Here is a 23,041-nt window from a genome sequence, read left to right as displayed (position 1 = left end):
ACACAGTGGTATCGACGAACCAGCCAAATGATCACCTTAGCCGGCAACCGATTTGTTGCCGATCGTGGTCGGTTGGATGTGGGCAAGTCCGTCGAAGTCGGCAACCGGTCGGCGGCAACCGGCACATTGGGGTCCTTCGACTTCGCGGCTAGCGCACCCGGAATCCGTCAATCGCGACGCACTTCTTGAATTACTGAAGCGCTCACCGTCGAGCAGCATACCTCTGAGAATCCATTTCTCATGAGGCAGCAGAGACCACCCAAGCAAGCGCTGCGAATTGCACTAGCGCGATGCCGATGGGGCCCCATGTCGTGCGGGGGTTCTTCATCTTCGTCCCGACATAGCCGTCGAACAATTGAATCAATCCGGCGAGCGCGCTGAGCCACAGCACGACGGTCAGTGGGGCCCAGAGTATTGCGGCGATGGTGACAAGCGCCACCGGTATGGTGCGGGCAAAGGTGTAGAGCGCGAAGATGCGGCTGGCTTCGGTCTGCTGCCCGGGAGCGACAGAGCTTGGACGCACCAGGCCGCCAATGGCGAAGCCAGCTGCGACAAGTACATTGATGATTGTGACGACGTAAAGGGTGATCAGCATGTCGGCTGCCTAAGACGATTGTTGGGGATAATCTAACCAAAAGGTTGGTGAGGCCGTATCGTCCGGAGAGCCACGCACGGCCTGCAGCCCATAATTCGGCCAAGCGAAAATCACTCTATATCGACGATATACAAATGGTATATCCGTGCTATATTGGCGTCAAGTGATGAGCAACTTTAGGGGTATGTATGGACACGGAGAAGGCGATTCTGGATGCATCTTCTGCCCTGCTTGAGGCGAAGGGGCCTCGCGGCCTGACGACACGCGCGGTCTGCGAGGCCGCTGGCATCAAGGCGCCAACGCTGTACCACCACTTTGGCGACAAGGAGGGGCTGGAGTTGGCTCTGATTCGTCGTGGGCTGGCCGACTTCATGCGCCGCAAGCAGCAAGCCCTCGCCGCCGCCGAACCGCTAGACCAACTTCGCGCGGGGTGGGACGTTGCGCTGGAGTTCGCACTCAAGCGTCCGAGTCTCTACGCGTTGTTATCCCATCACGTGCGAGCTCAGCCAGAGTTGGTCGCCGATTCCTACGCGCTGATGCACTCATGCGTCCAGCGTCTGGTAGACATGGGCCGGTTCCATTGCACGGTTGACCCTGCAGCCCGCGCCATCTGGGCGGCATGCCAAGGGGTGCTTTCACTAGTGCGGCCAGGTGCGTCACGAAAGGACATCGAGGCAGTCAGTGACCTGCTGTTCGAGGCTGTCGTCGACAAACTTTCGCAACTTCGTACCAGCCGCGCTGGATAGCTCCCCGCCACGCGGCCCCTTCAAGTGAAACAGTCACTACGGTGAAAGCGAGGGGGAGCCGCGGCAGCTTGAGTCACCGACGGAGAAGCTACAGGACCTTCAAGCAGCGGTGTCATTCCTAAGCCAGCTGCCATATGTGCGGGCTAAACGTCGGCATCGAGCAGTTGGTGCGTGATCGGATTGAGCTGCCGGCCTTCTCATCCCTTGACCGATTGGCGCGCCGACTCCGCACGTTAGTCAACGGACGCTTCTTCGCACAGATCGACGCACAGCTGACTGCAGACGAGAAGGTCGTCGGTCCTAGGAGATCCTGGCTTCGAGAGAAGGGAATCTGTGCTCTTAGGCCAACATCGATTGCTGGGCGAAGATGCCCGCCATCGCGCCCTGCGATGACGCCACGGTGACCGACGGTAGAAAGGGCGTGGCGAGGTCGCCGGCGGCGTAGATGCCGGGCATGCTGGTTTCGCGGCGCTCGTCGACCTTGAGGACGATACCGAGGGGCGTATCGACCGTGGCGAGGCCCAGTGATTCATGCAGGGTTGCGGACGGCTTGTTGCGCGGATGCGCGAACAGGATGTCAACCGCGATATGGGGGCCGGAATCGAGATTGACGATGGCGGCATGGCCCCCGTGACGGGCGATCTCGGTGACCCGGCCATCGACGACAGGTACGTTGCGGCGCGCCAGGTCGGCCCGGATATCGGGTGGAATGTCGTGACCATTGGCGAAGACCGTCAATCTGTCGGTCCAATCGCGGAACAGCCTGACAGACTGGTGCGACTGCGGGCCGGACCAGATGAGACCCCAGTGCTGGCCGGCGACTTCAAAGCCGTCGCAATAGGGGCAAGGCACGATGGACGTGCCCCAGCCTTCGATGAAGCCCGGAACATCAGGCATCTGGTCGACGACACCATAACTCAGGATCAGGCGGCGCGCCCTTAGGCTTTCGTTATCGTCAGTGACGACGCAGAAATCGTCGATGGCGCCAGACACGCTCTCGGCCCGCGCATTGACGAGCTTGATCGTTGGATAGCGCGCCAGCTGCTGCCGCGCCTCGGCCAGGATGTCGAGCGGTGGCTTGTGATCATGACCGAGCAGACCATGCGAATGGCCGGCAAAGCGGTTGCGCGGGCGGCCGGTATCGAGAACGGTGACCTTGCGGCGGGCGCGGCCGAGCTGCAGGGCGGCCGCGAGACCGGCAAAGCTGCCGCCGATGATGATGGCGTCATCCATGGTGATGGACTCCGTATGTGGATGAGGGGAGGGGGCTGGCTTGTGCATTTGGATACCGTATGGTATCGTAATTAACGATTTAGGATACCGTCAAGGACTGTAATTATCGTGATCGAAAACAGCCAGGCCCGGCGCGGCCGGCCCGCCAATGAGGCCCTTGGCCAAACGATCGTCGACGCCGCGCGCGAACTCTTTGTGGAGTTGGGTTTTCAAGCGACGACCTTGGACAAGGTCGCCCAGCGAGCGAAGATCTCCAAGCTCAGCATCTATCGGCACTTCGAGAACAAGGAGGCGCTATTCAGCGCGGCCATCGCGGCCGGCTGCCATCAGTTGTTTGCACCACAGCCCCTTCTTGAAGGCGTCGACGGTTCGGTCGAAGATCGGCTGATGGCGGTGGGATCATTATTGCTTCGCACGCTGTTGAGATCAGACGTCCGCAGTGTCGAAGCCATGGTCATGGCCGACAGGACGAATCAAGGCTCCTTAAGCAAGCTTCATTACGAAGCCGGCCCCGCCCATGTCATCGCCCAAATCGAGGCCCTGTTGTGTCAGTTGCACGCGAAGGCGCTTCTGAACGTGCCCGATGCTCTCCGGTCCGCCCGCTTGTTTGCCGCGCTTTTCAAAGGATCCGATCTCCTGCTTATCGCGCGCTTCGATCAGGCAAGAGCAGAGGACGACAACGAAATCGAATCCTATTGCCGGTCGGCCGTCGCCATGTTCATGGCGGCGCACGGTGGCAAAAAACACGCAGGCGGATAGCCTAATTGGCCGTCATGCGTCGCGGCTGATAGGGTTTGCCATCGAGGATGGCGCCGATCGCATCCGCCATTGCATACACGTCGTTCCGATTCTGGCTGGTGACGAGGATAATCGTGCGTCCCTTGGTAGGATCTACCATCAGGAGAGCCTGGAAATAGTGATCGTTTCCGTCGTGGACATGGCGAACGACCCGACCTCCGCTCATCTGGACATGCCCCAGGCCACTCTGCCATGAAGGGGCACCGGTCGTTGCGATCCGCAGCGTGCTTTGGGGGTCGATGAGACAAAAACGCGTGATGCAATTCGACCACCGATATAGATCGTCAACCGTCAAGGCCGTCCAGCCCGTGAGGTAGACTTTCATGGCATCCTGCTTTCCTTCTGCGTCCAGGCCTTTGGCCACGCGAGGCGTCTCTTCGTCGGGATCGATGACGGGATCGCGAAGACCGGCCTTGGGAAACACCTGAGTCTCCAGGAAGGCTCGAAAGCTCATTCCGCTTGCGCTCTGGATGATCCTTCGGCGAAGGAACGTGTTGTTATTGTTGTACGCGTAATGCGTGCCGGCAGGAAAATCGAGCCGTTCCAGTGCTTGGAGATTCCTGAAATTGTCGGCATCGTCTTCGACGGTGTTCCAGTCGACGTCGGGCAGTCCGCTCGTATAGTGCAGAAGCTCGTCGATCGTGACCGCATCGGACCAGGGCGGAAGGCCAGGCACGAACTTCGACACAGGATCAGTCAGCGACAGTTTCCTGTTTTCGGCCAGCATGAGGATTCCGACGGCGTCGAACTCCTTGGCAATTGATCCGATGTCGAACCGGTCCGAAAGAGAGAGGGGACAGTTGCGCAACCGGGCGTCGCAAGTATCCAGAGTGCGGCAAACCAGTGGCGCGAACCATGTAGGCCCGAAGGCTGGGCGGGACCCTCGTCGCGCATCCCTGGCAGCACCCGCTAACAGCCGGCGATCGTTGGCAGGCTCCGCTACACGACATAACTATATCTATGGAGACGTGGTAATGTCTTGGGGCCATCTGACTGCCCCGGAGTCCCGCCATGAGCGACCGAGTCCTAAACGTTCTTTTTCTGTGCACCCACAATTCGGCCCGTTCGGTGCTGGCCGAAAGCATTCTCCGCCAAGACGGCGCCGGGCGTTTTCGAGCTTTTTCTGCCGGAAGCTCGCCAAGATCATCGATCAATCCCATGGCGGTGCAGGTCCTCGACGAGCTGGGCTATCCCACGGCGAAGCTGGCTTCCAAGAGCTGGGACGTGTTCGAGGCCGAGGGAGCGCCGACCATGGATATCGTCATCACGGTTTGCGACAACGCGGCGGGCGAGGTGTGCCCGATCTGGCCCGGTCGGCCGGTCACTGCGCACTGGGGGATCGAGGACCCTTCGGTTGCCGAGGGCACGGAACTGGACCGTAAGCGCGCTTTCCTCACCGCGTTCCGTTACCTGAAGAACCGTATCAGCGCGTTGATCGCCTTGCCCGCAGATCGCCTGGACGCGCTCAGCCTGCGTGACGAGCTGAAGAAGATCGGGCGCAGCGCGGGCGCCTCTCCGAGATCTCTGGACGCCACGTAAGGGAAATGCTACTCAGGAGGCCTTGGCGCGCGGCGAGCGCGCGGCAGCCGTGCGCTTGGTGGCAACGGTTTTCTTCGCCGGCGCACACGTGCCACCGCTGCCCGCACAGCAGTTGTCCATGAGGTAGCCCACTAGGTCGTTAACGGACGCGATCACTGGCGCGTAGTAGATGAACCGCCCACTCTGACGGCTGGTAACCAAGCCGGCGTGGAGCAGTTCCTTCAGATGAAAAGATAACGTGGCACTGGGCAGACCCAGCCGCTCGCCGATCACGCCTACCGGCAATCCGTCCGGGCCTTGCTCGATGAGCAGACGGAAGATCGCCAGGCGCGAATCCTGGGCCAGAGCGGATAGAACCTTGATCGCGTCAGCGGTTTTCATAGGCAGCGGTGCAGGGGGACTGTTCCGAGTGTAGCAAACAGACCTTGGGGTCCTTTTAGAAGAGCGAGAGCCGAAGGGCCAGCGCAGCGAGGGTCACAAGCAGGATGGGTACGGTCAGCACGATGCCCACCCGGCAGTAGTAACCCCAGGTAATCGTCATACCCTTGCGAGCCAGCACGTGGAGCCACAGTAACGTGGCAAGCGAGCCGATCGGCGTGAGTTTGGGGCCTAGGTCACTGCCGATGACGTTGGCATAGATCATCGCCTCCTTGACGGCGCCCGTGGCCGCCGAGCCGTCGATCGACAAAGCGCCGACCAGCACCGTTGGCATGTTGTTCATGACCGAAGAAAGGATCGCGCTGAGCAGCCCCGTACCCAGGGCGGCTCCCCACACGCCCCCATGGGCGAAGCGGTCCAGCAGGCTCGAGAGATGGCCGGTCAGCCCCGCATTGCGCAACCCGTAGACCACCAGGTACATGCCTAACGAGAACAGCACGATCTGCCACGGTGCGCCGCGAAGCACCTTGCGTGTGTCGATGTGGTGTCCCCTGGCGGCGACGACGAGCAACACCGCTGCGCCCACCGCAGCGACGGCGCTGACCGGTACCCCCAACGGTTCAAGACCGAAAAATCCGATCAGCAGCAGGGCCAGCACGGCCCAGCCCATGACGAACGTGGCTCGGTCGCGAACGGCGGCGCTCGGCGTCTTGAGCAACGAGGCATCGTAGGTGCGCGGCACATCGTGCCGGAAATACAGCAGCAGCGCCGCCAGCGTCGCCGCCACGGCCACCAACGTGACGGGAACCATCACCACCGCGTAAGGCGTGAACCCGATCCGGAAGTAGTCCGCAGAAACGATATTGACGAGGTTGGACACGACCAGCGGCAGGCTCGCCATATCGGCGATGAAACCGGCGGCCATCACAAAGGCGAGGGTCGCTGCCGGGCCAAAGCCTAACGCCATGAGCATGGCCATCACGATCGGGGTAAGGATCAAGGCCGCGCCATCGTTAGCGAAGATGGCTGACACCGCCGCGCCCAGAAGCACGATGAGGCCGAAGAGGCAGCGGCCGCAACCGTCGCCCCATCGCGCCACATGCAGCGCGGCCCATTCGAAGAAGCCCGCTTCATCGAGCAACAGGCTGATGATGATCACCGCGATGAAGGTGGCGGTCGCGTTCCACACGATATGCCACACGAGGGCAATGTCGCTCAGATGCACCACACCCAAGCACAGCGCCACGGTGGCACCCGCCAGTGCGCTCCAACCGATGCCAAGTCCACGAGGCTGCCAGATGACGAGAAAGAGGGTCAGGACGAAGATGGCGAATGCGGTAATCATGAATACCTAAGGCCGTAGGGAATTCGCCGTGAGTGGCCCGCAGTCGTTCGCGCCGCCGACGTGTCGCGCGCTGACTGGGCTCCGACGATGGTTTTGTCTCCACGTTTCTAGAATGATAGAATCGTCGCTCTCGCGCAAGATTCGGAGGCGCCGTGTCCCTTGTTGATCTGCCCCATATCACTGGCGATCTGCCGCACCCAGCATGGGAGGCCCTCACCGCCAGCGGCGACCCCGGTCACCCGCCGCGCATCCTCATTCTCTACGGCTCGCTGCGCCCGCAGTCGTTCAGCCGTAAGCTGGCCCATGAAGCGGAGCGGATCCTGCGCCACTTGGGTGCAGAAACGTGGGTCTTCGATCCGGCGGACCTGCCGATGCTCGACAGCGCGCCGGCAGATCATCCCAAAGTGCAGGAACTACGTGCGCTGTCGCTGTGGTCGGAGGGCCATGTCTGGGTCAGTCCGGAACGGCATGGCACGATGACCGGAGTCTTCAAGAACCAGATCGACTGGTTGCCGTTGGAAAGCGGTGGCGTACGGCCGACCCAAGGACGCACCCTCGCTGTCATGCAAGTCAACGGCGGCTCACAGTCGTTCAATGTTGTCAACGCGCTGCGCGTGTTGGGTCGTTGGATGCGCATGGTCACCATCCCGAATCAGTCTTCGGTCGCCAAAGCCTGGACCGAGTTCGATGACGCCGGCCGTATGAAGCCATCGCCCTTCTACGACCGTGTCGTCGACGTCATGGAGGAGCTGATGAAGTTCACTCTTCTGGTTCGTGGCCGCAGTGAGTACCTTGTCGACCGCTACAGTGAACGCAAGGGCGCCGCCGAGGCACATGCCCTGGCCAGGGCGTCAGCCGTCGTTGAGACCAACGAAACCGAGGGTCGGCCGAGAATCGGGAAAAAAGGCGCCACTTGCACCATAAGCAACTGTAAGTACTAAGGTTCCTTTCGAGCCGCCAGCTACTGGCATCCCCAAAATGAAGTGGACGGTTCAACCGCACGACTGCGGTTGCAGGCTATTGCCCCGTGTGCAGTATTTCCTTGAGCGTGTGCCGTGCCGAGCAAGTCACTCGAAGTCGAGATCGGCCGGATCGACGCTGTGGAAGACATCTGCAGCCCCGTCGAGAAACATGATCCGTATATTTGGGCTTCCGGAATCGGGGTGTACCACCCTGAGCACCTGCGCAGACGCAAGCCAACGATGGCCACCGTACTTTGTCTTATGCGTGATCTGCACGCGCAGACCAGGCCTCACCTCTTCACGCTCCATCAGTTCCGTCCTTTGGATTTTAGTTCGGACTAGTTGACGGGACGTCGACCAAGCGCTCGCCCCATTTCTTGTCATAGATCGGCGTCAGTTCCAGGCCGCCGATACACGGTGGACGTTGCCCCGGCTCGAAATAGGTGATGTCTAAGGCCATCCGATGTTCCTCACAGGCCGGCTGCAGGTCCGAGATAACCGCATGGACGGCGCGCTCTCCTAAACCCGCTTCGGTGCCTATGGCCAACAGCGTGCTGCTGGGCGTCGCCCCGTCGGCTGCATGCATGGAGGCTATGTAGGCAAGCTCGACGAAAGGAAGCTTGGCCAGCGAGACCAGTAGAAGATCCACGAGCCACGGCGGTATCGTCTCCAGCGGCTTTACCACTGGTTCGCTGCCTGCAGCGACCGTGACTTTGTTGAGGCGCGCCATTCGCCCTGTCGCCAGGAGCGTCTTTACCTCTTCCGGATAGAGCGTGCCGTGCTCGTCGTTGGGATTGAGCATGAGCGTCGCCCCCACAGTCGCTTCGAGGAACATCCGGCCCGGCAATGCAACCACGCGAGCGGAGGTGCCGGCGGCGGCACGCGCTTTCGCCTCGTCGGTGAAAAACGGCAGGATCAGGACGCCCGTCTCGGGATGGTTGAACTGGATGAATCGGAGGCGGCGCCCGACCGGATCGTCCTTGGGGACATGGGCATACACGTTCGCCTTCAACAGCGCCTGAAAAAACGCCGGTTCTTCCCGATGATCCACCGTGGCACGGGCCAGGAGCCGGCTGAGTTTGACCGCACTAACCACTGCCTCGCCCCTCGCGCTTGCCCGACGGTGGTGCCCCCGGCAGGACTCGAACCTGCATGCGTGGCTTATCAGGCCACTGCCTTTATCCGGATATAAACCGGACGCCTAACCTCTCGGCCACGAGGGCAAACGAATACCTCAGCGCGAGGCGGCGGGTATTCGTTCGCGGTGGCGCATGGGATGGATCATGGGCGGATGGTATCAGCCCCGGTTAGGGTGAGGGTGAATACTTATGGGATGGCCGGCGATATCCCACCGGCGACCTCAGGCGATCTTGAGCCGGCGCAAGGTCCCGTCCTTGCGGAAATTCACTGCATTGACCGGGCGCGGCCGCTTGGCGTGCGCATTCTCGACGATGCCCTCTTTGATCAGTTCCGCGAGCGCCGCCTGCAGTTCGGAGAGTAGCCCGTCGGTTTCTTCGATCAGGTCGGCCATGGCCATCATGCCGACCGTCAGCGTATCGCCGACGCGGGGCATCCGTTTCAACCAGGCGAGTTTCAGATCGTAGGACGGCATCGAGGGCTCCTCCTCGTGCTCGTCGGCGGTGAAGAAGTCGCTCTGGCCACCCTTCTTTGCCTTCGTATTCAGCCGGTGCTGCAGTTTCAGTCGGGTCTGCTACAGAGCCGTTTTCTCCGCCTCCTCCCAGAACACAACCAGACCGGTCGCATTGTGGGTGGCGTACACGAGATTGAAGATGACCTTCTTCTTGTCGATGTATTCGACAGGCAACATCGCCGTGCGCAAGCGCTGCGACGCATGACCGTCGCAGACCTGAGCGAGCTTGCCGCGATAACGGCGCATGATTTCTCGCTTCTTGGTTTCACCGCCGACGGCCAGCGCGTCACGCCAGTCGGCACCGAACACGGCGATGAGGTTATTTTCCTGTTCGGCCAGCCCGGTCGCGAGGTTGATGAAGTTCCACATGACGTTGATCAGCAACTCGGTGTGCGGACACTTTAGGAACGGCGCAAGCACCGCTGGCTCGACGATGCCCTTCCAGCCGAACGGATCGACGAAGACGAAGGCAAACTCATCCGGCTGTCTGATTAGAGGACCGCTTCACTGCGATCGCTTGACCGGCAGTGATCATGTTTCCAACAGTTGGACCCCACCTTGGGAATACACATGCCCATCCCATAGGGGTCAAAAGCCGTGACGGCTGATGGATGAATCGCACCAGCTATGGATCATTCGGTGTAACGATGATTATCGGGCGCGTTCCAATCATCATTCCCGTGACTTGGTCGATGGCCACTGGTTTGATATCCGTGCCCGTCTCTGAGTCCAAAAAACGAATCATCTTTCCTCCGCCTCGATGCTTCCGTCCCCACGCACCGATGACGCACAGCGCCGGAAGAAAGTCGCGCCCGGCTTCGGTTAGCAGATATTCCTCTCGTGGCGGGCGCTCAGAATAGCGCCGCTTTTCCAGCAGTCCCTCTTCCGTGAGTGTCGCCAGCCGCCGAGTAAGGATGGTCGGGGCAATGCCCAAGCTCTTTCGAAATTGGTCGAAGCGCGTAAGCCCGGCATGAGCATCCCTCAGGATCAACATGCTCCATGCGTCGCCCATGAACGCAAGGCTCCGGGCGATCGGGCAGGGGTCATCACAAAGATTTTTACCGTTCATACTGTTTTGATAGTGACTTCCCGGAAAAGGCGGGGTATAGTTTCTATCGATTAGATAGTAACTGCCCAAGACTGGGTTATCAACCGCCTTTGGAGAATATGCATGCGTAACAATCAGTTAGGAGTCGCCCTGGTGACGGGGGCTTCCTCTGGCATTGGCAAAGTTACTGCCCTGGCCCTTCAGGGTGCGGGATATCGCGTGTTCGGTACCAGTCGCAAGGCAGTCTCGAATCCTCCCGCCGGAATCACGATGCTGATTTGCGATGTGACGGACGATGACTCTGTACGCCTCATGGTCGCGGAGCTGGTGAAGCAGGCGGGGCGCATCGACGTACTGGTCAACAACGCCGGTATCGGGTTGCTTGGTGGAGCAGAAGAATCATCCGCGGCGCAGGCGAAAGCGCTGTTTGACGTGAATGTCTTTGGCGTCCTTCGCGTGACAAACGCTGTGCTACCGACCATGCGCAGTCAGAAGAAGGGGCGCATCATCAATATGAGCTCCATCTTGGGATGGATACCCTCCCCGTATAACGCCTTGTACGCATCCACAAAACACGCGGTGGAGGGCTATTCCGAGTCGTTGGATCATGAAGTACGAGCAACCGGCATTCGAGTTGTGCTCGTGGAGCCAGGCGTTACACGGACGTCGTTTGAGGAGAATCTCACGCGGCCGGATCAACCCCTCGCGTTGCATGACACCGAGCGCACTCGCGCGGAAAATCTCATGAGGGATTGGATAAAGACGGGCGATGCTCCCGACGTGGTCGCTGCTGCCGTGGTGAAGGCAGCGACGGCGGAGACACCGAGGTTACGCTACCCCGCGGGCAAGCAGGCCAACCAGGTCCGTTTTATGCGTCGCTTCCTACCGGAATCCATGGTCGACAAGACCCTGCGAAAGATCAATGGCATGTCCGTCTGATTGGATAAGAGAACCAATAACATGAAGAAAAATAGCCATGTTTTGAAGATGCTTTCGGCCTTTCTGGTGTTGGCGAGTGGGAGTGTATTTGCGCAAAGCACCCCCGTCGGCTTGTGGCGAGTGTTTGATGACGACACCAAGCAGCCTTTATCGCTCGTTCGTGTCACGGAATCAGGTGGTCTACTAAGTGGAAAGATGGAGGCTTTGCTTGATCCCGCTAGGCAAGATGCCAAGTGCATAAAATGCACCGACGAACGCAAAGACCAGCCCATGCTTGGCATGGTGATCATGCGCGACGTCAAAACCGCGGGGGATGGGACCTGGGATGGAGGCAACATTCTCGATCCAAACAACGGCAAGGTCTATCGAGTACGACTTAAGCCGATCGAGGGCGGAAATAGGCTGGAGATTCGCGGTTACATAGGGCCCTTCTTTCGCAATCAATATTGGTCACGGGTTCAATGAGGTAACCGCAAGCCGATCGTCATGTTGTTGATGAGGTTAGCAACAAACGCTGAGGCTCTGTGCCTACGCAATACGAAATGCGTATCAACCAGATCGATGCGATGTCTCTCCGAGGGATGATCGAGAAGTCTTCTGTCCCTGTCGTATAAGAGATGCGCCTCCGGTGACAGGCTAGCACTGCGTTGCGCGTGGTCAGCCTAGAGGAAGGTCGCGGCGACGAAGGCTGGTGAAACTGATCATGAGCGCTGGTATAACAGCGTAAACGGGTGGCATTTTCAATGCCAGCGTTACCACTGACTGTTACCAGCGATGGGCGAAGCCCAAATAGATTTGCTGATCTGGTGTTTGATCGTTGAGTCCCAAGTTCGCGCCCACATCCAGCTGGAAGTCTGGCGCCATGGCGAAACTCAATGCCACGTCAGCAGATTGCTGTTTGGTCAAGCCGGATGGGTCCCAGTTGCGTTGCTCCCAATACTCCACCGCCAGGGTCAGCCGACCCGTCAGGGCGTGCGCCACGTTAACCAGATTGGTCAGCGCCGTGTGGTGTCCATGCCCATCGGCGTCCGCAAGGTGGTCGAGCTCCGGGCCCAGCGTGAGCGAAAAGCCGGCCGGTAGCGTGACGCCGACCGGCACTGCTAATCCACCCTCCCACCGATCATTCCCCAATCCCGAACGCGCGGCGGGTGCCTTCACGAAGGGGATGACGGCCACCGACGCCTGGTCGGAACTGTAGAGCCGGGTTTTCAACCGAATGACCAAATCCCCCTGACCGTGTCGACGCTGATGGGAGCCGTCCGCATGGGTGTGAACCCGCACGTCGGGCGCCCAGTTGGCCTCCAGGTCGGTGGCGCCCCCGAGGCCGTATTTCAGTGTCGGATTTAGGGGATACAAAGTATCCGTTTCGTTCGCCTCTTGAGCGTCATGAAGGGTGTTCCCAATGTCTGTTTCCAGCTGCCAATCGCCTTCGGGAACGGGGCAAGTGGCGTTGGCCTTGGTCGGGCGGTCGGTGCAAAGAGGGCTGTCGTCGGTGGCTTGCGCGTGCGCGAGGCCGGATAGGGACAGCGCCAAGAAGGCGGCAATCAGCGCGGATGTCTTCACAACGGTTCCTAGTGCGGCGCCCGCCAGCGAGGGCCATGGAGCGGGAACCGAAGACAATAGGGAGGGCGCCGTAAAAACAGGGACCGCTGCGGCTTCAGCCCCGTAAAGTGTGCGCAAAAAGTTGAGGAGCTATCTAGGTTGCTGCTTCGATTTGGCGAGGACGAAACCCGCGGCGCCTACGGCGCCCGCGAGCACCGACCCTGCCAGGATGCCGAGCTTCACCTCATCCTGAAGCTCGGGATGGCTGGGAAAGGCCAGCATCCCAATGAACAACGACATAGTGAATCCGATGCCGCATAACCATGCGGTGGCGAACAGTTGTCCAAGGGTGGCTTGTCTGGGCATCTGGGCCCATCCCGCCTTGATGGCCAGCGTGGCTGCGCCAAAGACGCCGATGACCTTGCCGGCGGCCAGCCCCATCCCGACACCCAGCGTGGTTGGTGCGAGCCACTGTTCGGCCCCGATGCCGGCGAAAGAGATTCCTGCGTTGGCGAACCCGAACAGTGGCAGCACCGTGATCGGCACCAGGCGATGAAGCGCATGCTCCAACTGGAGTAGCGGGGAGTGCGAACAATCTCCGTCCGAGGGGAGGCGGCCTTCGCTGTCGCGCAAGGGAATACACAATGCGGTGGCGACGCCTGCCAGCGTCGCATGGACCCCGGACGCATAGACGAGCACCCAGAGGCCGAGTCCCAGCAGCAAATAGGGCGTGAGCATCCGGATGCCTGCGCGATTCAAGCCGATCATTACCCCCACCACGCCAAGCGCCACCGCGAGGTAGCCCAAGTTGAGGTCCGGGGTGTAGAACACGGCGATGATGACCACGGCGCCCAGGTCGTCAATGATCGCGAGAGCGGCAAGAAATGCCTTTAACGAGGTGGGCACGCGGGAGCCGAGCAAGACGGCGATGCCCAGGGCAAAGGCGATGTCGGTGGCCGACGGGATGGCCCAGCCGTTCCGGGAAACTGGGTGGGACGCATTGAAGGCCAGGTAGATAGCGGCGGGGACGACCATGCCGCCGAGCGCGCCAAGGCCGGGCAAGATACGCAAAGGGTTACTGCCCAGCTCTCCGTCTACGAACTCCCGCTTGATCTCCAGCCCGACGAGCAAGAAGAAGACGGCCATCAGTCCGTCATTGACCCAGTGGAGCAGCGACAGTGGCCCAAGGTGGATCTCAAGGCCCTGTTGATAGGCTTGGGCCAACGGGGAGTTGGCCACAATCATCGCGAGGCCCGCCGCTCCCATGAGCACGATGCCGCCGACGGCGGAGCCGGACATGAAATCGAGGATCCGCTGGAGAGGGCGCCAAATCAGAGACGGAAGCATAGAGGGTTTCGAAAAAGCCAGTGATCACCCTAAGCGAGAAGCAACGAAACACCAAGCGGTTTAGGGCACATATCGGCTCGCTCTGACCATGGCCCTGCTAGCCGGCCCAGAATTACTGCCGTGATCACCTCCAGTTCGCGCCTTGACGCGTCCGTCAGTGATGGTGCGAATCCAGGTTGGAGGCTTCGGACCACCCTTAGATCATTCTTCCTGCTTACCTTTGATCCCGTCGGGCCAGGGCAGCGCGATTAGGGACGGTTATCAAGGGTAATGGAAGCTAGCTGGGCGCGTTCCGCTCGTCTCCCGCTCGTCCCTGATGGTCGCCTGAGTGGCTGCGACCATCAAGGCTCCGCGCGCTGGCACTTTCGATGAGGGTCCCGTTCGTCGACCGCCGCCGCACCGCTCATGACAGGTCGTAGCTGTGACTTAGGGGCAGAGCTCCCCGCTGTGGGTCGCCGCGATAAGCCGGAATGACGACAGTCACCAAACGCAGTTAGATCTTGGCTCCGTAAAGGGTCAGAAGGGTCTTCGCCATGCGGGTATTCCGGCAACGGGACCCACCTGATGGGCCACTTATCCTTATTCGACCCCGGTCACCCACATCTCCACGCGACGATTAGGCGCCAGGCATCCGATCAACTGTCCGCGCGGCGCATCCTCGCAACCCTTCACCGGATCGGCCTCGCCCAGGCCCTCCGCGTTCACGCGATCGGCGGGGATGCCCCGCGCAACGAGATAACCCTTCACCGCCTCGGCGCGCCGCCGCGACAAGGCTTTGTTATAGGCATCGCTGCCGAGGCGATCGGTGTAGCCGACGATGCGCACGGATCGTAGCTTCTCTCCTTGATCGCGCAGCGTCGTGGCCATCTCGTCCAGACCGACCTTGCCCGCTGGCGACAGCTCGGCGCTGTCGAAGGCGAAGATTGCGTCGGCGGACAGCACGCGCGGCATGCGCGCCGCCACCGGTTCGGCGGCGGCCGGTACGGGAGCGGGCACCGCTTCCTTGAGGAAGTCGGCACACGCCTCGGGTTTCCAGTAGAAGCTGCGGGCCAGCTTGTCATCGTCGAACAACACCTTGTATTGGCATACGGTCACTTCGTCGCTGCCGGGCTTGCGGAAGTTGAACACGTAGTTCCACTCCCTCACGCCCCAGATGCCTTCGCTGAAGTGGGGATAGCCGATAAGATCGGATACCTGCTGTTTGTTGAGGCCCGATCTCACCTGCCGCAAGTTCGACACGTTCGGAAACGTGCCGCCGTTGTGCATGGGAGTGACGTCATCTACCGCCGGCCAAACCACTTCGCCTGCCGAGCGACCGTCCTTTGCGACCTCGTGACTGATGTTTCCACAGGCGGCCAACGCCAGCGCGAGCGAAACCACGCAGATGCCTTTCAACGATGTGCGCATGTTCTTGATTCCTTGGATAGCATTCATGGATTCGCTCCTCACCACACCACGGCCGCGCCGACGCCCGCGCCGGCATCGCCACGCGAGTTGGTCGTGGCGTTGAGCTTCAGCACGTAGCGTCCACTTTCGGTAATGGCCGACATGCCGACGGCGATGCCGGTCTCGCCATGGAAGCTGCCCGCCGCCACCGCTGCCGCATTCTGGTTCGGCTGGTAGGCCTGCGGCAGGCTCGACATGGCTATCGCCGAGGCGATGCCCGCGTTGGCACGGTTGCCGATGCGGTTGAGGTCACGATCCACGCTCTGGAAGCGCTGGTCGACATAGTCCTTGGTCCAGTTCTTCGCGCTCTCGATCGCCTGGTCCAGCTGGCCCACGTTCACCGCGTCGGTGCGGTTCACACCGGCCGCCACGTTGGTGATCGTGCGCTCGTTACCCACCGAACCGACGGAGACGGTGTTGGACTCGTTGGCCACCGAGCCCGCGCCAATCGCGACGCTGTTGTCACCCGTGGCCGACGAACCAGCACCGATCGCCGTGCTGTTGTCGCCCGCGGCGGTCGATGGCGAGTTGTTGTCGCCGCTGTTCTGGTAGGTGTTGTTTGTCGTGCTGCCACCGCCCCCGGGCGGGAAGTTATTGACGACATTGGACAGGTTGATGATCTGCGAGCCCAACAACTCCAGCGTCTGGTTGGTCGCGTACAGCTGCGAGCCATTGATGGCGTCGGTGCTGCTGCCACTGATCCGGCCAGCCGCCAGGTTGGTGATCGTACGTTCGGCGCCCAATGCACCCACGCTCACCGTCGAGCCCGGTGTCGTGCCCGCGAAAGCATAGGTGGTGCCGTTGAGCGTGGTGCTCGCCGTACCCACCGCCGCATCCGTCGACGAACCCGAACCCAACGCCACGCTGCCGGCGAAGGCCGCCTGCGATCCAGCACCAAGCGCCAGCGCCTGGATACCATTCGACACCGCATTGGTACCCAAGGCCGCGCCATCGGCGAGATTCACCGTCGCGTTCTGGCCGATCGCCGTGCCACCCGGCGCGGTCTGCTGCACGATCGCGCCGTTGCCCATGCCGATGCCATTGTCGCCGTTCACCGTGGTCTGCGGACCGATTGCCACCGACTCGGCACCGGCCGCCAATGAATCGGAAGCGGTGGAGTTGGCGTGGAAGTACTTGATCGGAGTCACCGAGAACGAACTCATCGCACCCTTCAACTGGCGCAGGCTCACCGCATCCTGATCTTCCGTGCCATCCGCCAGGTTGGTGATCTGTCGGAAGTCCGTGGCGTTACCTAGAGATACCGAGCCGAGCAGGGTGCGATCCGTAGTGTTGTACGGAATCACGTTGGTGCCGACAAGGATCGAGCCGGAGGTTGGCGCGATCGCACGATCGGACACGGCACCGGAACCCAGCGCCACGCCGCCGAGCACGGAGACGCCGGCGCCCTGGCCCAGGGCCGTCGCGTTATCCGCGGCGGCCGTGGCGCCGACACCCGCCGCCAATGCGTTGAGGCCGGTCGCGCCGTCGTTGGCGTAATTGCCACCGGGCGTGCCGTTGTCGTTGACGCTGTAGTAGTGGATGGCGTTGGCGGCCACCGTGTCGTTCAACGTGTCCAGTGCCTGGTTGGTGGCGAACAGCTGCGAGCCATTGATCGCATCGGTGCTGTTGCCGTTCACCTGTCCTGCCGCGACGTTCGTGACGGTGCGCTCGGCACCCACCGCACCGACACTCACGGTGCTGCCAGGCGTGGTACCGGTGTAGGCATAGGTGTTGCCTGCGATGGTTCCGCTGGCGGTCTGCACCACCGTCCCCGTGGTGCTGCCCGCGCCCAATGCCACGTCACCCACGTTGGCACCGGCGGTGGCACCGTTACCGATCGACACGGCGTTTTCCGTGTTGGCCGTCGATACCGGCCCGATCGCCACGCTGTTCAATCCGTTAGGCAGGGAATCGGCGAGGTTGGAGTTGGCGTGGAAATACTTGATACCGCCGGTGTCGATCTGGTTGAAGATCTGCTGCAAGGAACTGTACGTGTTGCCACCGTACGTGATGCTGGTGTTGATCGTGCCGGTGGCCGGATCGTAGGTGGTGCTGCCACCGATCGTCGTGGCGATGGTGTCGCCCAGGTTCGTTACGGTGTTGCCTAGATTTGTTACCGTATTGCCCAGGTTCGTGACCGTGGTACCCACCGTGCCGATCGCCTGGTTGGCCGCGAACAGCTGTGAACCGTTGATCGCATCGGTGCTGCCGCCGTCGACACGACCGGCCGCTACGTTGGTGACGGTCCGCTCCGCACCGACCGCGCCCACGCTCACCGTCGAGCCCGGCGTCGTTCCCGCGAACGCGTAGGTGGTGCCATTGATGACCGTATTGGCGGTACCCACCGCCGCATCCGTCGCGGAACCCGCACCGAGTGCCACGCTGCCGGCGAACGCCGCCTGCGAACCCGCGCCCAGGGCCAACGCCTGGATACCGTTCGATACCGCATTGGTACCCAGCGCCACGCCATCGGCGAGGTTCACCGTCGCGTTCTGTCCGATCGCCGTGCCGCCCGGCGCGGTCTGTTGCACGATCGCACCGTTGCCCATGCCGATGCCGTTATCGCCGTTCACCGTCGTCTGCGGGCCGATGGCGACGGATTCCGCACCGATGGCCGCCGAGTCGGTGGCGGCGGAATTGGCATGGAAATACTTGATCGGCGTGACCGAGAACGAGCTCATCGCGCCCTTCAACTGGCGCAAGGTCACCGCGTCCTGGTCCTCCGTGCCGTCCGCCACGTTGGTGACCTGGCGGAAATCGGTGGTGTTGCCCACGGATACCGAGCCGAGCAGGGTGCGATCCGTCGTGTTGTACGGAATCACATTGGTGCCGACCAGGATCGAACCGGAGGTGGGAGCGATCGCGCGATCGGACACCGCGCCGGAGCCCAGTGCCACGCCGCCGAGCACCGACACGCCGGTGCCCTGGCCCAGCGCCGTGCCGTTGTCGGCGGTAGCCGTGGCACCGACACCCGCCGCCAGTGCGTTGAGGCCGCTGGCACCGTCGTTGGCATAGTTCGCGCCGGGCGTGCCATTGTCGTTGACGCTGAAGTAATGCATGGCGCCCGCGGTCACGTCGCCACCGATCTGGTTGAAGATCTGTTGCAGCGAACTATAGGTATTGCCGCCATAGGTAACGCTGGTGGTGATGTTGCCCGTGCTGGGATCGTAGGTGGTGCCGCCGCCGACCGTCGTGGCGATGGTGTTGCCCAGGTTGGTCACCGTGTTGCCGAGGTTGGTGACACTCGTGCCCAACGTTCCGACGGCCTGATTGGTCGCGAACAACTGCGACCCGTTGATGGCATCGGTACTGCCGCCATCGATGCGGCCCGCCGCTACATTGGTGATGGTGCGCTCCGCACCCGCCGCGCCCACGCTCACCGTCGAACCCGGCGTCGTGCCGGCGAAGGCGTAGGTGGTGCCGTTGATGACGGCATTGGGCGTGCCCACCGCCGTGGTGGTCGTGGACCCGGAGCCCAGCGCGACGTCGTTAGCGTTGTTCGCCGTGGCGGTGTTGCCGAAGGCTACCGAGCCAGCGCCGAGCGCGCTGCTGGCGTTGCCCAGGGCGACCGAGCCAACACCTTGGGCGTTGTTGCCATTACCCGCCGCCACCGCGCCATCGCCATTCGCGGTGTTGTTCGAGCCAACGGTCACGGCGCCGTTGCCGATGGCGGAGTTCGGATCGCCGATGGCGACCGCGCCGTTACCGTTGGCGGTCTGTGCTTCGCCCAGCGCGACGGCGCCGAGACCGCCAAGCACCTGCGAATTGTGACCGGCGGCGAGCGAACCCGCGCCGGCGGCGGCTGCGACGGTGTTGGTGTCGCCGATCGCTATCGTGGATGCCGCCTGTGCCTGCGATGACGTGCCTATCGCCACGCTGTTGTTGCCTGAAGCGGCGTTCATGCGACCGAGCGCTACGGCGTTCGTCGCCGTTGCCGAACTGCTACCCAAGGCGGTGCTGTTCGTACCCGACGCAACGACGAAGTTGCCCATGCCGACCGCTCCCACGCCGCTGGCGGTGATGTCGATACCCACGGCAATGGCGTTGTTCGCCGTGGCGCCGCTGCCAGCGATACCGCTTTGAAGCGCGCCAAGGTACATGGAATTGATACCAGTAGCCTTAGCCTGCCTGCCGATGGCGATGGCATCCGCCTGGCTCGCGTTCGCTTGCAATCCCATGCCGATGGAATAGAGACCCGACGAACTCACGTCCGTACCGATGGCGATGGCCGACTCGGCCGATGCACCTGTTCCGACGGTGCGGGAACCGAGGTAGACCGCATTGAGGGCAGTGGAGTAGGCCTGCCAACCAATGGCGGTCGCGTGAGCAAAAACGCTTTGCGACGAAAGGCCGAGGGCAGTCGCTCCTTCCCCTGTCGCTACCGTGAATCCGCCGACCGCCGTTGCCTGTCCATTGTTTGCCGCGGCGGACGTGCCGAGGGCGACGGCGTTCTGGGCGCCGACCGTCTTCGACAGACTACCGATAGCGACGCTGTTGGCGGAGTTCACGTCCACCGACGCGCTGTTCCCCATGCCGACGGCACCCACTCCGGCGACGGTGACGGCCGGGCCTATCGCCGTCGCGGCCGTTCCGGTGGCGCGCGAGTTGATGCCCATGGCGACACCTTGGCCGGCGGTCGACGCGGACTGGGTGCCGATGGCGATCGAATTGGCACCCGAAGCGGTAACGTCCGTGCCGACACCGATGGCGCCACCGGCGAGCGCACCCGTGCCGTTAGCGGTACGCGCGCCGATGTAAACGGAATTGATGGCATTGGAGTAGGCGCCGAAGCCAACGGCTATCCCGTTCTGGGCATTGGAAGTCGAGCTATAGCCGAGCGCAAGGGCACCCAATACGTTGGCTTTGGCCAGCGACCCAACCGCCGTGGCTCCGATGCCGCTGGCGCCAGCCCCATAGCCCATGCACGACGCGGTGCTGTTATAGGTGTTATAGGGCGCTCCGGTGCAATCGACCGCCTGTGCCTCCGCCGATCCGCTCCATCCGATCGACCCCGCGGCTATCAACAGGGTCAAGGCCATGGGAGCAAGGCTGCCTGACGGCGACCTGCGACGACCCTGTCCCTGGCTACCGCCGCGATGGCACGTGGCTGTCTCCGAAGCGACCACGAGCTGGTTCAGCGCGCGGTTCCAGACTTTGCTATGTATCTTGTTCATACGATTTCCTTCTGCATGGGCTGATGCACCGGGGGGGAGCGTGGTTGGGAACTGAAACGCAGGCGCGCAAAGGGCCGCGAACGCAGAGACGCGTCCGGGTGGAGGGCTTGCTTTCTTCTTATTTACGTCCGCGCACGATCACGCGCGGACGTCATCCGTCCCGTCGAACGACGAGAAGACTCAAGCCAGGCTTGGTCGTAATCGGTGGCGTGCCGAGGGCGGGGGATGTTGGGCCCCGGTGCGGGCAAAGCCGTGGCTCCCCGCTCGAGGAATGCTGGAATGGTTTCGACACAGACACCAGCCTGTCCGGACATTCCGCTCGCTAGTCCACCTGGATGGGTACGAATTATCCATCGCGTGTGCCACTCCCCCCTGCAGATTTCTTCCATGTTCAGCCGGCCTGAAGACCGGAACGTGCCCCATGATTTTTTATAGCTCAAATACTCCTACAGGAAAGATATGCACGATCTAAATCGTGACATCTATCTCACAAAATAATCACATTTTTCTGATGTCGAATTTGTAGGACAAAATGGCACGGCGGTTGCTTCGACGCGAAGGAGGTGCGTACCGTTTCAGTGCACCGCGCCGTGGATTTCCGCGACGTAGCCTCCGGGAAACCTGACCATGACCGCGCGGCGGTCGCCTTCGCGTGTTCCCGCCGACCGGTCCGCCGCTACGCGGCCGAGCGGCTGACACTCACCCGGAGCGTGCTCTCCCTGCGATCCACACGCGCGCCTGGCGCACCCTGCGTTGACTATTCATGGACCAAGCCAAGGACGTATCCCGGTCACCGATGACAACCGCCTGCGCACAGGGAGTTACAGCTCAAGTGGCGCCTTTTCAATCAACTCTCGGCCGACCGTCAAGCAAGGCTTCGTCGAGAGCAGTCCCTTCGGCTCGCATTGCATTCAGTAGGGCGTGGTCGGGGGGCGTCTTTGATGAGCAACCAGATTTTTTCGTGGTTTTCTTCCCGCTGGTTCATGTCAGTGTCCTCTGGAAAAAACCTGACGCTGGCACCCGAGTCCTCGAGCAGGTGTCAATGCAGCGCATACCACGGGACGACTATGCGGCCGGGCAATTGACAGCAGGCCTTCACCTTGGCGTTTTTCGACGGTCAACACCCGGCCTGCAATCAAGGTTAAGACAGGACCGTGGTCTCCAATGAACACCGGGTCCCTGTTTCCGCCTGCTTCCTAGCTGCCGACCTTCGGACCGGGCGGCTTGCCCTTTAGATGCGTCTGGACGGCCATAGCGTCGGTGCCGACCTCTGCCACTGCTGCATAGACCGTAGCTGGCGTCACATCGAGGACAAACGCCCAGAGAGCGACATCCTGGGGTCATCCGGATTGATGTAGGTGACTCGGTTGAAATGGTCGGACACGCGGAATTCCGGTCTTCTCGATAAACGGAATCTGCCCAGCGCGCTGTCAACAGCCTATTGAAAAGGGCTCAACGGGCCCGTGATTGACGTGAAACCGTTCGACCTAAACGCCCTTCGTTTCCATGGCGCGGTCGACGGCGGCCATCAGCTCGTCGCGGCTGAAGGGCTTGATGATACGCACGGCCCCCTTGGGGGCATCATCCGCCGGTTCATCTGGGTCGGAGAGCATTACCACGACCTTCATGCCGGCATTCTTCTTCTGTGCCTCTTCGAGATAGGCGCCCGCATGGTCCTCGCCAGGGGCGGGCACCGCCGCAGCGAGGAAATCAACGCAGGTGATTTGCTCGACCTGACGGGCAGCCCCGGCGTGGGTCGAGGCGGTCAACGTCTCAAAGCCACGCTGGCCGAGCACCTCAGCCACGGTCTGGGCGAGGGCGGTACTCGGTTCAATGACCACTGCGAGGAGTTGACGGGACATGACCGGACCTTACCAGATGAAGGGAAACGACGGCAGGCGAGTCCACCGGGCGGCACGATTCCGTGCACTGGCGCCTCACACTTCATCTTGCAGGATGGAATGGTCCCGTCCTGTTCGATTGACCCATGCTCCCCAGCCCATACCAGATTGACGTCGACGTCCAGCTCGTGCCTGGGCGAGGCTATGCCGCCTCTTACGTGATTGCCGGGGCAGACGGCAGCGTGGTTCACCGCCGGCTCATCGCCAGACGGTTTGCTGCCTACTCTGAGGCCATGGGCTGTGCGCTTGACTTGGCGAAGGCAACGGTTGCCACCCTGGAAGAGCTAGCGACCGGGTTTCCCGATGCTGGCCTTGTGGCCATCGCAGATATACCAAGGGGACCACGCCACGTTCGGCGAGCTGGTGTCTGATTTTGATCGACGATTCACCCAGAGCG

Annotated in this window: 21 protein-coding genes, 1 tRNA gene and 1 pseudogene; 6 read left to right on the top strand and 17 right to left on the bottom strand. The window is 61.7% G+C overall.

The annotated features are described in order from the left end of the window. Nucleotides 1-238: 238 nt before the first annotated feature. A complete protein-coding gene (locus VGN46_RS09225) occupies nt 239-595 on the bottom strand; it encodes a hypothetical protein (RefSeq protein ID WP_331642954.1) in 357 nt (118 codons plus the stop codon). Between the two features lie 188 nt (nt 596-783). Here VGN46_RS09225 and VGN46_RS09220 point away from each other — a divergent pair, with 188 nt between their 5' ends. Beyond that, complete coding sequence (locus tag VGN46_RS09220) at nt 784-1,341, top strand: TetR/AcrR family transcriptional regulator (RefSeq protein ID WP_331642952.1); 558 nt, start codon at nt 784-786, stop codon at nt 1,339-1,341. A gap of 339 nt (nt 1,342-1,680) precedes the next feature. Here VGN46_RS09220 and VGN46_RS09215 read toward each other — a convergent pair whose 3' ends face one another. Beyond that, the gene (locus VGN46_RS09215; RefSeq protein WP_331642950.1) at nt 1,681-2,574 is read right to left on the bottom strand and encodes an NAD(P)/FAD-dependent oxidoreductase; all 894 of its coding nucleotides are present in this window, start codon (nt 2,572-2,574) and stop codon (nt 1,681-1,683) included. 108 nt (nt 2,575-2,682) lie between these two features. Between VGN46_RS09215 and VGN46_RS09210 the strand changes: the two genes are divergently transcribed. Continuing rightward, the gene (locus VGN46_RS09210; protein ID WP_331642948.1) at nt 2,683-3,333 is read left to right on the top strand and encodes a TetR/AcrR family transcriptional regulator; all 651 of its coding nucleotides are present in this window, start codon (nt 2,683-2,685) and stop codon (nt 3,331-3,333) included. A 1-nt stretch (nt 3,334) separates the two neighbouring features. Here VGN46_RS09210 and VGN46_RS09205 read toward each other — a convergent pair whose 3' ends face one another. Further along, nucleotides 3,335-4,180 carry a serine hydrolase domain-containing protein gene (locus tag VGN46_RS09205; protein ID WP_331642946.1) on the bottom strand — a complete coding sequence of 282 codons (846 nt, stop codon included), beginning with the start codon at nt 4,178-4,180 and terminating at the stop codon, nt 3,335-3,337. A gap of 203 nt (nt 4,181-4,383) precedes the next feature. Between VGN46_RS09205 and VGN46_RS09200 the strand changes: the two genes are divergently transcribed. Beyond that, nucleotides 4,384-4,911 (top strand): arsenate reductase ArsC, encoded by a 528-nt coding sequence (locus tag VGN46_RS09200; protein ID WP_331642944.1) that lies wholly within the window; start codon nt 4,384-4,386, stop codon nt 4,909-4,911. 12 nt (nt 4,912-4,923) lie between these two features. Here VGN46_RS09200 and VGN46_RS09195 read toward each other — a convergent pair whose 3' ends face one another. After that, nucleotides 4,924-5,292, bottom strand: a complete 369-nt coding sequence (locus tag VGN46_RS09195; RefSeq protein ID WP_331642942.1) for a metalloregulator ArsR/SmtB family transcription factor — start codon at nt 5,290-5,292, stop codon at nt 4,924-4,926. Between the two features lie 55 nt (nt 5,293-5,347). Next, nucleotides 5,348-6,634, bottom strand: coding sequence for an arsenic transporter (locus VGN46_RS09190; RefSeq protein WP_331642940.1), 1,287 nt, complete (start codon nt 6,632-6,634; stop codon nt 5,348-5,350). 152 nt (nt 6,635-6,786) lie between these two features. On the opposite strand from VGN46_RS09190, the gene arsH reads away from it, so the two are divergent. Then, nucleotides 6,787-7,575: an arsenical resistance protein ArsH gene (gene arsH, locus VGN46_RS09185; protein ID WP_414675242.1), complete on the top strand. Its 789-nt coding sequence runs from the start codon at nt 6,787-6,789 to the stop codon at nt 7,573-7,575. 126 nt (nt 7,576-7,701) lie between these two features. Here the strand turns inward: arsH and VGN46_RS09180 are convergent, their stop codons facing one another. From VGN46_RS09180 to VGN46_RS09155, 6 genes are all read right to left on the bottom strand, one after another. Next, nucleotides 7,702-7,905, bottom strand: a complete 204-nt coding sequence (locus VGN46_RS09180) for a hypothetical protein (protein ID WP_331642938.1) — start codon at nt 7,903-7,905, stop codon at nt 7,702-7,704. A gap of 19 nt (nt 7,906-7,924) precedes the next feature. Further along, a complete protein-coding gene (locus VGN46_RS09175; protein WP_331642936.1) occupies nt 7,925-8,692 on the bottom strand; it encodes an SseB family protein in 768 nt (255 codons plus the stop codon). 28 nt (nt 8,693-8,720) lie between these two features. Further along, a tRNA-Ile gene (locus tag VGN46_RS09170) sits at nt 8,721-8,819 on the bottom strand. A gap of 137 nt (nt 8,820-8,956) precedes the next feature. Continuing rightward, entirely contained in the window at nt 8,957-9,208 is a 252-nt protein-coding gene (locus VGN46_RS09165) for a hypothetical protein (protein ID WP_331642934.1), read from the bottom strand. A 99-nt stretch (nt 9,209-9,307) separates the two neighbouring features. Next, nucleotides 9,308-9,667: a hypothetical protein gene (locus VGN46_RS09160; RefSeq protein WP_331642932.1), complete on the bottom strand. Its 360-nt coding sequence runs from the start codon at nt 9,665-9,667 to the stop codon at nt 9,308-9,310. Between the two features lie 205 nt (nt 9,668-9,872). Continuing rightward, nucleotides 9,873-10,316: a helix-turn-helix domain-containing protein gene (locus VGN46_RS09155; RefSeq protein WP_331642930.1), complete on the bottom strand. Its 444-nt coding sequence runs from the start codon at nt 10,314-10,316 to the stop codon at nt 9,873-9,875. A gap of 102 nt (nt 10,317-10,418) precedes the next feature. Here VGN46_RS09155 and VGN46_RS09150 point away from each other — a divergent pair, with 102 nt between their 5' ends. Both VGN46_RS09150 and VGN46_RS09145 read left to right on the top strand, forming a co-directional pair. Next, nucleotides 10,419-11,234: an oxidoreductase gene (locus VGN46_RS09150; RefSeq protein ID WP_331642928.1), complete on the top strand. Its 816-nt coding sequence runs from the start codon at nt 10,419-10,421 to the stop codon at nt 11,232-11,234. A 21-nt stretch (nt 11,235-11,255) separates the two neighbouring features. Next, nucleotides 11,256-11,699 carry a DUF2147 domain-containing protein gene (locus VGN46_RS09145; protein ID WP_331642926.1) on the top strand — a complete coding sequence of 148 codons (444 nt, stop codon included), beginning with the start codon at nt 11,256-11,258 and terminating at the stop codon, nt 11,697-11,699. 300 nt (nt 11,700-11,999) lie between these two features. On the opposite strand, the gene VGN46_RS09140 is transcribed toward VGN46_RS09145, so the two are convergent. The 6 genes and pseudogenes from VGN46_RS09140 to VGN46_RS09120 all read right to left on the bottom strand — a co-directional run bounded on the left by VGN46_RS09140 (nt 12,000) and on the right by VGN46_RS09120 (nt 22,605). After that, a complete protein-coding gene (locus tag VGN46_RS09140) occupies nt 12,000-12,797 on the bottom strand; it encodes a transporter (protein WP_331642924.1) in 798 nt (265 codons plus the stop codon). 129 nt (nt 12,798-12,926) lie between these two features. Further along, on the bottom strand, nt 12,927-14,123 hold the full coding sequence (gene nhaA / locus VGN46_RS09135; protein ID WP_331642922.1) for a Na+/H+ antiporter NhaA: 1,197 nt from the start codon (nt 14,121-14,123) through the stop codon (nt 12,927-12,929). Nucleotides 14,124-14,702: 579 nt separating this feature from the next. Continuing rightward, nucleotides 14,703-15,557, bottom strand: coding sequence for an OmpA family protein (locus VGN46_RS09130; protein WP_331642920.1), 855 nt, complete (start codon nt 15,555-15,557; stop codon nt 14,703-14,705). A gap of 11 nt (nt 15,558-15,568) precedes the next feature. Beyond that, entirely contained in the window at nt 15,569-20,743 is a 5,175-nt protein-coding gene (locus VGN46_RS09125; RefSeq protein WP_331642917.1) for a YadA-like family protein, read from the bottom strand. Nucleotides 20,744-21,939: 1,196 nt separating this feature from the next. After that, nucleotides 21,940-22,071, bottom strand: a pseudogene (locus VGN46_RS20335) (DUF3606 domain-containing protein); the annotation flags it as partial. Between the two features lie 159 nt (nt 22,072-22,230). Further along, nucleotides 22,231-22,605, bottom strand: a complete 375-nt coding sequence (locus VGN46_RS09120; RefSeq protein WP_331642915.1) for a hypothetical protein — start codon at nt 22,603-22,605, stop codon at nt 22,231-22,233. Nucleotides 22,606-23,041 lie beyond the last annotated feature (436 nt).

Origin of the sequence: Luteibacter sp. (assembly GCF_036500425.1) — a bacterium.
GTDB lineage: Bacteria > Pseudomonadota > Gammaproteobacteria > Xanthomonadales > Rhodanobacteraceae > Luteibacter.
This window is presented reverse-complemented; position numbering and strand designations above follow the sequence as displayed.

Coding starts and splice junctions, on each gene's coding strand:
- VGN46_RS09225 (WP_331642954.1), bottom strand. CDS start 595: ATGCTGATCACCCTTTACGTCGTCACAATCATCAATGTACTTGTCGCA.
- VGN46_RS09220 (WP_331642952.1), top strand. CDS start 784: ATGGACACGGAGAAGGCGATTCTGGATGCATCTTCTGCCCTGCTTGAG.
- VGN46_RS09215 (WP_331642950.1), bottom strand. CDS start 2,574: ATGGATGACGCCATCATCATCGGCGGCAGCTTTGCCGGTCTCGCGGCC.
- VGN46_RS09200 (WP_331642944.1), top strand. CDS start 4,384: ATGAGCGACCGAGTCCTAAACGTTCTTTTTCTGTGCACCCACAATTCG.
- VGN46_RS09195 (WP_331642942.1), bottom strand. CDS start 5,292: ATGAAAACCGCTGACGCGATCAAGGTTCTATCCGCTCTGGCCCAGGAT.
- VGN46_RS09190 (WP_331642940.1), bottom strand. CDS start 6,634: ATGATTACCGCATTCGCCATCTTCGTCCTGACCCTCTTTCTCGTCATC.
- VGN46_RS09180 (WP_331642938.1), bottom strand. CDS start 7,905: ATGGAGCGTGAAGAGGTGAGGCCTGGTCTGCGCGTGCAGATCACGCAT.
- VGN46_RS09165 (WP_331642934.1), bottom strand. CDS start 9,208: ATGCCGTCCTACGATCTGAAACTCGCCTGGTTGAAACGGATGCCCCGC.
- VGN46_RS09155 (WP_331642930.1), bottom strand. CDS start 10,316: ATGAACGGTAAAAATCTTTGTGATGACCCCTGCCCGATCGCCCGGAGC.
- VGN46_RS09150 (WP_331642928.1), top strand. CDS start 10,419: ATGCGTAACAATCAGTTAGGAGTCGCCCTGGTGACGGGGGCTTCCTCT.
- VGN46_RS09145 (WP_331642926.1), top strand. CDS start 11,256: ATGAAGAAAAATAGCCATGTTTTGAAGATGCTTTCGGCCTTTCTGGTG.
- nhaA (WP_331642922.1), bottom strand. CDS start 14,123: ATGCTTCCGTCTCTGATTTGGCGCCCTCTCCAGCGGATCCTCGATTTC.
- VGN46_RS09130 (WP_331642920.1), bottom strand. CDS start 15,557: ATGAATGCTATCCAAGGAATCAAGAACATGCGCACATCGTTGAAAGGC.
- VGN46_RS09125 (WP_331642917.1), bottom strand. CDS start 20,743: ATGAACAAGATACATAGCAAAGTCTGGAACCGCGCGCTGAACCAGCTC.
- VGN46_RS09120 (WP_331642915.1), bottom strand. CDS start 22,605: ATGTCCCGTCAACTCCTCGCAGTGGTCATTGAACCGAGTACCGCCCTC.